The sequence below is a fragment of the Bradyrhizobium sp. YR681 genome, assembly GCF_000282615.1.
In the GTDB taxonomy this organism is placed as follows: domain Bacteria; phylum Pseudomonadota; class Alphaproteobacteria; order Rhizobiales; family Xanthobacteraceae; genus Bradyrhizobium.
This window is the reverse complement of sequence record NZ_AKIY01000087.1, coordinates 1-11,045: the sequence shown is the minus strand read 5'-3', so window position 1 is coordinate 11,045 and position 11,045 is coordinate 1. Positions and strand designations below refer to the sequence as shown.

The 11,045-nt window shown below is 67.0% G+C and carries 9 protein-coding genes; 3 read left to right on the top strand and 6 right to left on the bottom strand.

All coding sequences use genetic code 11. From position 1 onward, the window contains the following. From PMI42_RS09970 to PMI42_RS09960, 3 genes are all read right to left on the bottom strand, one after another. Positions 1 to 2,737: AAA family ATPase (locus PMI42_RS09970; protein ID WP_008133210.1), on the bottom strand; the 2,737-nt coding region annotated here is incomplete at its 3' end. A 217-nt stretch (positions 2,738 to 2,954) separates the two neighbouring features. Further along, positions 2,955 to 3,611, bottom strand: coding sequence for a DsbA family protein (locus tag PMI42_RS09965; protein WP_008133209.1), 657 nt, complete (start codon positions 3,609 to 3,611; stop codon positions 2,955 to 2,957). Between the two features lie 134 nt (positions 3,612 to 3,745). Next, positions 3,746 to 4,243 carry a DUF721 domain-containing protein gene (locus tag PMI42_RS09960; protein WP_008133208.1) on the bottom strand — a complete coding sequence of 166 codons (498 nt, stop codon included), beginning with the start codon at positions 4,241 to 4,243 and terminating at the stop codon, positions 3,746 to 3,748. A 163-nt stretch (positions 4,244 to 4,406) separates the two neighbouring features. On the opposite strand from PMI42_RS09960, the gene mutY reads away from it, so the two are divergent. Continuing rightward, entirely contained in the window at positions 4,407 to 5,504 is a 1,098-nt protein-coding gene (gene mutY, locus PMI42_RS09955) for an A/G-specific adenine glycosylase (RefSeq protein WP_008133207.1), read from the top strand. 6 nt (positions 5,505 to 5,510) lie between these two features. On the opposite strand, the gene PMI42_RS09950 is transcribed toward mutY, so the two are convergent. Next, complete coding sequence (locus PMI42_RS09950) at positions 5,511 to 7,259, bottom strand: sensor domain-containing diguanylate cyclase (protein WP_008133206.1); 1,749 nt, start codon at positions 7,257 to 7,259, stop codon at positions 5,511 to 5,513. 236 nt (positions 7,260 to 7,495) lie between these two features. Between PMI42_RS09950 and PMI42_RS09945 the strand changes: the two genes are divergently transcribed. After that, positions 7,496 to 7,915, top strand: coding sequence for a PaaI family thioesterase (locus tag PMI42_RS09945; protein ID WP_008133204.1), 420 nt, complete (start codon positions 7,496 to 7,498; stop codon positions 7,913 to 7,915). Positions 7,916 to 8,088: 173 nt separating this feature from the next. On the opposite strand, the gene PMI42_RS09940 is transcribed toward PMI42_RS09945, so the two are convergent. Then, the gene (locus PMI42_RS09940; protein ID WP_008133202.1) at positions 8,089 to 9,363 is read right to left on the bottom strand and encodes a flavin-dependent oxidoreductase; all 1,275 of its coding nucleotides are present in this window, start codon (positions 9,361 to 9,363) and stop codon (positions 8,089 to 8,091) included. Between the two features lie 139 nt (positions 9,364 to 9,502). Here PMI42_RS09940 and PMI42_RS09935 point away from each other — a divergent pair, with 139 nt between their 5' ends. Further along, positions 9,503 to 10,123, top strand: coding sequence for a glutathione S-transferase family protein (locus PMI42_RS09935; RefSeq protein ID WP_008133200.1), 621 nt, complete (start codon positions 9,503 to 9,505; stop codon positions 10,121 to 10,123). A 90-nt stretch (positions 10,124 to 10,213) separates the two neighbouring features. Here the strand turns inward: PMI42_RS09935 and PMI42_RS09930 are convergent. Next, positions 10,214 to 11,045: LysR family transcriptional regulator (locus PMI42_RS09930; protein WP_035965099.1), on the bottom strand; the 832-nt coding region annotated here is incomplete at its 5' end.

The following is an 11,045-nucleotide window of genomic DNA, read 5'->3' as shown; positions in this document are numbered from 1 at the left end:
CGGCCTGCGGCTCGACCTCGAGCATGTCGCGGATCTCGCGCTCGATGTCCTCGAGCCGGCGCCGCGCGCCCTCCATGCGCTCCTCGGCGCGGGCGGTGGCCTCACGCGAGCTGGACAGAGCTTCCAGCGTCAGCTTGGCAACGCGATCGGTCTCGGCCATCGCGGTCTCAGCGGTGGCGAGCGCATCGGCGGCCATGCGGCGGTCGTTCTCGGCGTATTCGATCTCGGTGATCAGCGCGCTGCGCTTCTCGGCGAAGACCTGCGGCGCGTTTTCGAGATCGCTGCGCTCGATCGTGAGTTCGGCGATGCGGGCCTGGATGGTGTCGATGTGGGAGGCCGCGCTTTCCTTGCGGTTTGCCCACTCGGTGCGCTCGGCGAGGATCGCCTGGACGCGGCGGTCGGCCAGTTCGGCCTCGCGCGCCAGGGCCTGCGCCTCGGCGCGGACCTGGGCGGCCATGCGGCGATGGCCCTCGATGTCGCTGCGGACGGCGGCGAGACGGGTCTCGGTGTCCTCGCTCGACGGCAGCTCGGTGATGCCGGCCTCGGCATATTCGTAGGCGGCCTCGGCTTCGGCGCGGTCGGCGGCGAGACGGCTGTGCGCTTCCGACAGCGTCGCCTTGCGCGCGGCGTGGCGGCTGATCTCGCGCTCGGCGGTGGCGTGGCGCTCACGCGCGACGTTCAGCTCGCGCTGCGCGGCGCGCCAGGCTTCGCGGCTGGCACCTTCCGTGCTGGCGGCCATCTGCAGCTCGGACTCGGCATTCTCCAGCGCCTGACGCTTGATCTGCGCGTCGATGCGGGCCTGCTCCAGCTCGTTCTCGATGTCGACGAGGCGGGCGCGCTCGGCGAGACGCCGTGCGGCGCCGGTCGGGGCGTGGGCTGCGGCGACAAAGCCGTCCCAGCGCCAGACGTCGCCCTCGGGCGAGACCAGCCGCTGGCCGGTCTTGAGCTGCGAGACCAGCTCGGCGCCGCGCTCGCGCGGCACCACGCCGATCTGTGCCAGACGGCGCGTCAGCTCGGCCGGGGCCTGAACGTGGTTGGCAAGCGGGGTGACGCCTTCAGGCAACTCCGGATCGCCGTCCTGCTCGCCGACATTGGTCCAGCGCATCGGCGCCGACGGGTCGATCGGCGCGTCGAGGTCGTCGCCGAGCGCGGCACCGATCGCCTTTTCAAAACCCTTGTCGACGGTGATGCCGTCGATGATCGGCGGCCACAGATTCTTGGTCTCGCCGTTGACGATCTTGGAGATCGTGCGCGCCTCGGTATCGAGCCGCTGCACGCGCTTGTCGGCCTCATTGAGCGGCGAGCGCGAGGATTCCAGCGTCTGGCGCGCGGCGACGTGCGCGGCTTCGCTCGCCTGCGCGGCGGCCTCGGACGCCGCCAGCGTCTGCTCGGCGGTCTCGACCGTCGCGGTCAGCTCGTCGAGATCGCCGAAGCCGCCGGTCTCCGCGGCGAGCTTCTGCTCTTCGGCGGCGACGTTCGAAATCTCCTGGTCGAGCCGCGCGAGCTTGTCGCGATGGGTGCGGACATTGGCTTCGAGCTGGTTGCGCTTGGCGGTGAGGTCGGCGAGCGCGGTGGTGAGCTCGGCGAATTGCTGCTCGGTCTCGGTCAGCACCGCCTCGGCCTCGCCGACGCGTTCGTCGACACCGGAACGCTTCTCGACGCGCGACTTGATCTCTTCCTTCAGCTCGGCGTCTTCGGCGTCGAGGCGCTGCAGCGCGACGTCGGCGTCCATGGTCTGCTGCTGGGCGCGGGAGATGTCGCCCTCGAACTGGGCGAGACGCCGTTCAAGCTCGGCGACACGCTCCTTGGCGCGCTCTTCCTCGCGGTCGAGCAGCTCGCGGGCATTGGTCAGGCGCTGAAGGCCGGCCGCGGCGCGCGCTTCGGCATCGCGCAGCGCCGGCATTTCGGCGGCGCGGATCGCCTGGATACGGGCGGCTTCGGCCTGGTGCTGGGTGCGCTCGGCCATCTCGCGGACGGCGAGATCGTGCGTCTGGCCGGATTCGTTGACGTCGGCATGGGCGCCGATCCAGCGCAGGTGGAACAGCGTGGCTTCGGCCTTGCGGACCTTGGCCGCGACCTCGCGATAGCGCACCGCCTGGCGGGCCTGCTTCTTCAGGCCTTCCATCTGCCCTGCGAGCTGGCCGATCACGTCCTCGACGCGGGTGAGGTTGGTTTCGGCCGCCTTCAGCCGAAGTTCGGCCTCGTGACGGCGGGCGTGCAGACCGGCGACGCCGGCGGCGTCTTCGAGCACGCGGCGGCGCTGCTCGGGCTTGGCCTGGATGATCTCGCCGATCTTGCCCTGGTGGACGAGGGCGGGCGAACGCGCGCCGGTGGCGGCATCCGCAAACAGGATCTGCACGTCGCGGGCACGGACGTCGCGGCCGTTGATGCGATAGACCGAGCCGGCCTCGCGCTCGATGCGGCGGGAGATTTCGAGCAGCTGGCTGTCGTTCATCGCCGCCGGCGCGGTGCGATCGGCATTGTCGATCGTCATCGTCACTTCGGCGTGGTTGCGCGCCGGACGGTTGCCGGAGCCGGCGAAGATCACCGCGTCCATATCGGCGGCGCGCAAGCTCTTGTACGAGGTTTCACCCATCGCCCAGCGCAGCGCCTCGACGAGATTCGACTTGCCGCAGCCGTTGGGACCGACCACGCCGGTCAGGCCGGGCTCGATGACGAAGTCCGTGGGCTCAACGAAGGACTTGAAGCCGTGAAGGCGCAGGCGGGTGATTTTCATAAGCACGCATCTCTGTTGGCAGGCGCGAATCCCCCTGCCGGGACAATACCATGGAAGGCAGTGTCACTATCCGGGCGAGTCGCGCGAGGCGCCTCATGCGGTCGGACAATGGCCGCGGTGCGCCGCGAGGGCAACCGGCCAAAGCCGCTTTTCCCAAGGGATTTATGCCGGGAAAGATACGGCTTTCGAGATGCGAATCAGGATCTTGACGAGCGAATCAGCTCTTCAGGAGCGGATTGATCTTCTTGGCGAACTCCTCGAACGAGGTCTCGCCCTTGATCTTCTCGCCGTTGATGAAGAAGGTCGGGGTGGAATCCACCTTGAGAATGTCGCTGGCGTATTTCTGGTCGGCGGCGATCTTGTCGAGCAGCGCCTGGTCCTTCAGGCAGGCTTCGACCTGCTGCTGGGTCAGGCCGGCCTGCTTGCCGATCCGCGTCAGGGTTTCGGTGGTGTTCTTCATCACCCAATCGCTCTGCTGGCGGAACAGCATGTCGGTGACGGCGAAGTATTTCGGTGCGTCGCCGTTGGCGATGCAGCGCGACAGCATCGAGCCGGCGGCGGCTTTGATGTCGAGCGGGAACTCGCGGAAGATATAACGCACCTTGCCGGTGTCGATGTATTCCGACTTGATCTTGGGGAACACCTGCTCGTTGAAGGCCGCGCAATGCGGGCAGGTCATCGAGGCGAATTCGGTGATGGTGACGGCGGCGTCCTTCGGGCCGAGCGCCATGTCGGGCAGCGACACCGGCTTGGCCACGTCGCCGGCCGCCTGAGCCATGGCGTCGGAGATGAACCGCAGCGGCGAGAGCCCGGCGAGCGCGGCAAGCCCGGTCAGCGACAGCATCGTGGTGAAGGCGCGGCGGGTGATGATCAAGGTCGGCTCCCGAATTGGCGTGGTCTTGCCCGGGGGTCCCTGAAGGTTCCCGGGCGGCCTGTCGCTAGCTTGAAACGTCGTTTGAGGCAATGGCGCGCGGCAAGGACGGGTCCAGATTGGCTGCAAAATGAGGCTCAATTTCGCTTGATGGCGGCTCCGAGCCGCGCCAGCGCCGTCTTCAATTCCTCGTCTTCGATATCGGCGAGGCTTTCCGCGACCTTGGCGACCGCCTTTGGGTCCGGCGGGCTTGGCCGCTTGCGGGCCTGGGGCCGGGACAGGGGAGCCTGGCGGAAGGCCAGCTTGCCGACCGCGCTCCAGCCGAAGAAGCGGTTGACCCGCTCCAGGATCACATCCGCCGAATGCTGGATCTCCAGCGCCATCGGCCCCTCGACCCGCAGCACCAGGGTCGCCGGCTCCTGCGGCTGGCCCTCGACCGGCCGCGGCCATTGCATCTTGAGCGGCTCGGCATGGGCCGCAATCTCCGGCCCGGCAATCTGTGCCCACCGCGTCACCAGCTCGCGCGCCGCAAAGCCCTGCTTGGCATAGGCCTCGGCAAAGACGTCGTCGAGCAGGATCCCCAGCGGCTTGGCGCTGATGGGGCCGGGCTTGAAGATGGGAGGAAGCTTGGACATGGGCGCCTTATAGCACCTCGGGGCGCGAGCCACATGCGGCTTCGCCGTTGTGGCCAGGCTTTGTCCCGGCCATCCTCGTTGTTCCCTGAAGAAAGACGTGGATGCCCGCGACGCGCGCCGGCATGACGTGGAGAGATCGGCGTGACGCCGCTACAGTGAGAGCATGAGCCCCAAATCCGCGCTGAAGGCGAAATCGGAACCCGGTCAGGTGGAGATCTCGTCGCGCCCGATCGCACTGCTCGCATGGTACGACCGCCATCGCCGTCGTCTGCCCTGGCGCGCGATGCCCGGGGAGACGTCGGACCCCTATCGCGTGTGGCTGTCGGAGATCATGCTCCAGCAGACCACGGTGAAGGCGGTCGGTCCCTATTTTGAAAAGTTCGTCGCACGCTGGCCCGACGTCACGGCGCTCGGCCGCGCCTCGCAGGACGACGTGCTGCGGATGTGGGCCGGGCTCGGCTATTACTCGCGGGCGCGCAATCTCTACGCCTGCGCAGTGGCGGTGACGCGCGAGCATGGCGGTGTGTTTCCGGACACGGAGGAGGGCCTGCGCGGGCTGCCGGGCATCGGGCCCTACACGGCGGCGGCGATTGCGGCGATTGCCTTCGACCGCCACACCATGCCGGTCGACGGCAATATCGAGCGGGTGGTGTCGCGGCTCTTTGCCGTTGAAGACGAGCTGCCGCAGGCCAAGCCGCTGATCCAGCAACTGGCGGCGACGCTGCTGGCGAATGCCCGCGCCGGCGACAGCGCGCAGGCGCTGATGGATCTCGGCTCTTCGATCTGCACGCCGAAGAAGCCGGCCTGCTCGCTATGCCCGTTGAACGAGGATTGCACCGCGCGCGTGCAGGGCACGCAGGAGACGTTCCCGCGCAAGGCGCCGAAGAAGGCCGGAACGCTGCGGCGTGGCGCCGCTTTCGTCGTCACGCGCGGCGACGAACTGCTCGTCCGCTCCCGTCCCGAAAAGGGCCTGCTCGGCGGCATGACCGAGGTGCCGGGCTCGGACTGGCTCGCCGGCCATGACGATGCCAAGGCGAAGCAGCAGGCACCGGAGCTGAAGGGGCTGTCGCGCTGGCAGCGCAAGGTGGGCGTGGTGACCCACGTCTTCACGCATTTCCCGCTGGAGCTGGTGGTCTATACGGCGAAGGCCGAAGCCCGCACGCGCGCGCCCGCAGGCATGCGCTGGGTGCCGATCGCGACCCTTGCCGGCGAGGCGCTGCCCAACGTCATGCGCAAGGTGATCGCGCACGCGCTGGACTGAAGATTATCAGGCTGCGCGCGCGGCGCGCTCGTCCTCCGCCGGCATCAGGAAGGTGCGGTTGCGCCCGGTCTTCTTGGCGACATAGAGGCCCTGGTCGGCGCGCTCGATGATGTCCTGCACGTCGCGGTCGCTCTCGTCGAACAGCGCGAGCCCGACCGAGACGGTGATCGGGATGACCACATTGTCATGGGTCACCCGCGCGCTCTCGATCGACGTCCTGATGCGATCGGCGAGCAGGATTGCGGTCTCCTGGTCGATCTCGCGCAGCAGCACCACGAACTCCTCGCCGCCGAAGCGGGCGGCCTTGTCGGTGGTCCGGATCGACTGGCTGACGATCTCGGCGACGCGCTTGATCGCATCGTCGCCGGCGGCATGGCCAAAGGTATCGTTGATCTTCTTGAAATGATCGATGTCGATCATCAGCGTCGCCATGTTGCGCTTGTAGCGGCGGCAGAACGCGACGGCATCGTCGGCGACGGCGAGGAAGGAGCGGCGGTTCATCAGGCCGGTCATGAAATCGGTGTCGGCGAGCTGGCGCAGCTTCAGCATGTCCTCCTGCAGCTGCATCGCGTTCTCGGTCGCGCGCAGCTCGGCTTCCTTGGTGCGTTCCTCGGCAAGGCCGATGCGGCGCAGCAGCGACCGCAGCGCGCGCGAGAGCTGCACGACCTCGGCCGAACCGCTCTGCCGCGCCAGCATGGTCGGACCATGCGCGCGGCCGATGCGGTCGGCCTCCCGCGTGAAGGCGATGATCGGCGCGGCGATCCGGCGCGACACCAGCAACGCCAGCGACAGCGCGATCAGGGCGATCACGGCACCGATCGCCAGAATCGCCTGCGCCGACGAGATCGCGGCCTTGAGCGCGACGCTCGCCGGCTGGCTCGCGGTGACGATCCAGTTCAGGCCCTGATAGTCGCGATGACCCTTGCCGACGTGAAACGCCGTCAGCATTTGCCGGCCGTCCTCGGTTTCCCTGAACGTGCCGGCGCCGGCTTTCACCATGCCCGCGAGCTCGTCGCCGCCATAACGGATGGTCTCCTTCTGCGGGCCCACCAGGACCATGCCGCCCTTGCTGAGGATCGACAACGTCGCGTCGGCGTTGCCATCGTTGGCCTCGACGTCCTTGATCAAGCTGCTCGCCCAATCCCAGTTCAGATGACCGCCGAGCACGCCGAGCAGATCGCCGTTGGTGTCACGTACGGGAACGGCGATGTCGACGAAGCGGTAGGGCTCGTTGTTGGCGCGTTGGGTCAGCAGCGAGGACAGCAGCACGGCCTCATGGACGTCGCCGACGGCAACCCTTTCGAGCCCCTGCTTGAACCAGGGCCGCGCGGCCACGGACTTGCCCTGGAGCAGGCCGCCGGTGGCGGCGACAACGTTGCCATTGACGTCGGCGAAACCAATCCAGGCGAATTCGGAGAACGTGCGCTGGAGATTCTCCAGCGAGCTGCGCAGCGCGGCCGGATCACCCTGCCACTGCGTTTGCATCGGTTGTAATTCGGCGAACAGCTTCATCTCCTGCTGGCGGGTCGCCATGAAGCGATCGAGCCGGCCGGAGGCCGTGGACGCGGTTCCCGTGAGGCTGTTCTCGATGAGTGCGGCGGTGTTTCTGTAGCTGATGAGCGCGGCGCCCGCCGCGAGCGTGCCGACCAGCACGATGGACATCGCGGCCACGGCTGCGGCGATCTGCGTCCGTACGGTCAGATGGTCTTCGAAAGCGTGCAGGCGGTTGGCGGCCTGCTGCAGTAGGGCTCGCATGGAAAGGCTCCGGTGTCACCGTCGCTTGTCCCATGTGGTAACTGCCAACCACTTACCGGCGAATTGCCCAATTGGATCGTATTGAATCGGTCGTGAACCCGCGTGGTTGAAGCGACCTTAAAATCGTCGGGTTCCCGGACATCCGCTTCCCCGGCGGCTGCGGCGCGGCGCTTCGGCTGCTGACAGCGGGCTGGCAGCAGCCCTACGCTATTGAATTGTCGGCAACGGAGGTTTGCATGGTCAAGACCGCGCTCGACAACTTCAAGAGGCCGCCCTGCGCCGAACTGCTCGGATGGCGCCTGCTCGATGCCCGCCCCGAGCAGGGCTGGATCAGGCTCGGCTTCGAAGGCAAGCCGGAGTTCTGCAATCCCGCCGGCTTCATTCAGGGCGGCATGCTCTCGGCCATGCTCGACGACACCATGGGACCCGCGGTGCTGGTGATGAGCGAGGGCCGGCTCTACACCACCACGATCAGCATGACCGTGAATTTCCTCAGCCCCGCAAGGCCCGGCCCGATCATCGGCGAGGCCAGGGTGACGCAGCTTGGCAAGACCATTGCCTTCGTCGAGGGCAAGCTGATGGCGGAGGACGGCACTGTGCTGGCGACGGCGAGTGCGAGCGAGCGGTTATTGGAGGCGGCGAGAGTGGTGAAGTAGTGCGGGCGCCGCTCTCTCACTCCCTCGCCCCGTTCTTACGGGGAGAGGGGGAGGGGCTTCTCTCCGCGCATGAGATATTCGATACCCCCTCACCCGGATTGCATCTTCGATGCAATCCGACCTCTCCCCGCAAGCGGGGCGAGGTGAAGCGGAGCCAGCGGCGCGATGAGTGGCTAACTCGCGCGCGCGTCCTTGCTCACGATCGGCGGCTTCGCGTTCAGCGCCTCAACCTGGAAGCCCGCGACGCGCTTGTAATTCGCGGCGATGTCTTCCAGCTCCTTCTGCGACAGCACGTCGGTGACCACCTTGTAGCCATCAGGCGCGCGTTCCTCGACGAGCTGCATCACCTGCTCGGGGCCGTTCTTGCGGTTGAGCAGGACGAGGTCGGTGGTCGCCGGCCTGCGCTCGGCTTCATAGGCGAGCAGCGCGGCTTGCGTCGGCCCATGCGCCAGGATCTCGCGGGTGATGGTGCGGGCGTCGAGGATCGCCTGGGAAGCGCCGTTCGAGCCGATCGGATACATCGGATGCGCGGCATCGCCCATCAGCGTGACTTTGCCGAAGGTCCATTGCGAGACCGGGTCGCGGTCGACCAGCGGGTATTCGTAGGCGTGCGGGCAGTTCCTGATCAGGCCGGGGACGTCGAGCCAGTCGAACTGCCAGCTCTCGAACCAGGGCAGGAACTCTTCCAGGCGCGCGGTGCGGTTATAGTCCTCGCGCCGCCACTGATAGGTCGGCGGCATGTGGCGCTCGGCCACCCAGTTGATCAGATGATTGCCTGACGCATCCGCTTCTTTCGAGATGGGATAGCAGACGAATTTCAGGATCTCATGGCCGGCCATGATCATGGTGCGGCCGGTGAGGAAGGCTTTTGCCGGCGTGACGCCGCGCCAGAGGATGCGGCCGTTCCAGATCGGCGGACCTTCGTTGGGGTAGAGCTTTTCTCGCGCGGCGGAATGGATGCCGTCGGCGGCGATCAGGATCGCGCCCTCGTAGGTCCTGGCGGCCTTGCCGCTTGTCTTGTCGATGAAGTCGACGCGCACGCCGCCTGCCGTCTCGGTCCAGCCGGTCAGATGATGGCTGGTCAAAATGTTGTCGCGGCCGAGCCGCTCGATGGCGGTGTCGAGCAGCAGCTGCTGGAGCGTGCCGCGATGGATCGAGAATTGCGGCCATTTGTAGCCGGCTTCCAGCCCGCGCGGCTCGCTCCAGATCGGCTTGCCGTGCTTGGAGAAATAGGCGAGCTCGCGCGTGCGCACGCCGCTGGCATCCAGCCTGTCCATCAGCCCGAGCTCGATCAGCTCGCGCACCGCATGCGGCAGGACGTTGATGCCGACGCCGAGCGGCTTCAGCTCCGCGACGCTCTCGAACACTTTCGTGGGAATGCCGATTGCGTGCAGGCTGAGCGCAAGCGTCAACCCGCCGATGCCGCCACCGGCGATGAGTACCGTCATGACAAGACCCCTCCGACTGCGGGCGTCTTGGCACAGGCGGGCGGATGTGGGCAACTGCGAAGAGCAAGTGCGTAGAATGGCGTGCTATAGACCTGAGGGACGACAGCCGCTAATTTCCAATTTTCCCATGAGGTCCGACATGCTCAAGCTCTACTACGCCACCGGCACCTGCGCGCTCGCCACCTACATGACCCTGGAGGAGGCCGGCGCCGACTACTCGGCTGAACGGCTGAGCTTCAAGGACAACCAGCAGAACAGCCCGGACTATCTCGCCATCAACCCGAAGGGCCGCGTGCCGGCCCTGGTGACCGACCGCGGCGTCCTCACCGAGACGCCGGCGATGCTGGCCTATATCGCGCAGACCTTCCCCAAGGCGAAGCTCGCGCCGCTGGACGATCCCTTCGACTTCGCCCAGGTGCAATCGTTCAATTCCTATCTCTGCTCGACCGTGCACATCAACCATGCTCACAAGATGCGCGGCGCGCGCTGGGCGACGCAGGAGAGCTCGTTCGCGGACATGAAGGCGAAGGTCCCGGAGACCATGGGTGCCTGCTTCAAGCTGATCGAGCAGAAGATGTTCAAGGGGCCCTGGGTGATGGGCGATCAGTTCACGATCTGCGATCCCTATCTCCACACGCTCTCGCACTGGCTCGAAGGCGACAGCGTCGACATCAATGCGACGCCGAAGATCGCCGATCATTTCAAGCGCATGTCGGATCGCCCAGCGATCCGCAAGGTGATGGACGCGCAGAAGGCGTGAGGTTCGCCGGCTTCGTAGGGTGGGTTAGCGAAGCGTAACCCACCAACTTCCATCTGCGCGGAGACAGACAGTGGTGGATTACGCCTTCGGCTAATCCACCCTACGACCCCGCTTCTCCAGCTCCCGCCCCGTCTCCAGCATCAGCCGCCGCAGCCAGATCGAGCCCGGGTCCATCTGCGCCCGGGTCGGGTGGAACATGAACTGCTCGTCGATACCGGGGTCGAGCGGCGGCGTCACCGCGACGAGGCCGAGTTGCTTCGACAGCGCCGCGATCAGCCGGCGCGGCACGAAGGCGACGAGGTCGGTGCGGGCGGCGACGTGCAGCGCTTCGAGATAGCCTGACACCACCAGCGAAATGTGCCGCTCGATGCCTTTGCCGCGCAGCCAGGTGTCGATCAGATCCTCGGCATTGCCGCGGATGTTCACGCCGACATGGCGCGCGGCGAGAAATGCCTCGCGCCGCTTCAGCTTCGTTCCAACCGGATGGCCGCGCCGCACCGCCAGCGCATCGCTGTCGGTGTAGAGCAATTGCCGGTGAAAGCCCTTGAAGGCATTGCCGATCGAGATCACGAGGTCGATGGTGCGGGCGAACTCGGCGTGGAAGATCGCGGGCCCCCGCCACGGCACCACGTCGATGCGGACGTTGGGAGCGGCCTGCGTCACCTTCTCCATCAGCGGCGGCATCAGCAGCTCGACCGCGAGATCCGGCATCATCAGTCGGAAGTGCCGCTCGCTGCGGGCGGCGTCGAAATCGTCAGGCACGAACAGCCCCCGCACCTGGTCGAGCGCCTGCGCCAGCGGCGCGCGCAGGGCCTGTGCCCGCGGCGTCAGCTCCATCCGCGCGCCGGTCCGCACCAGCAGCGGATCGCCAAAGATGTCGCGCAGGCGTTGTAGGGCGTGGCTGGTCGCCGGCTGCGACAGG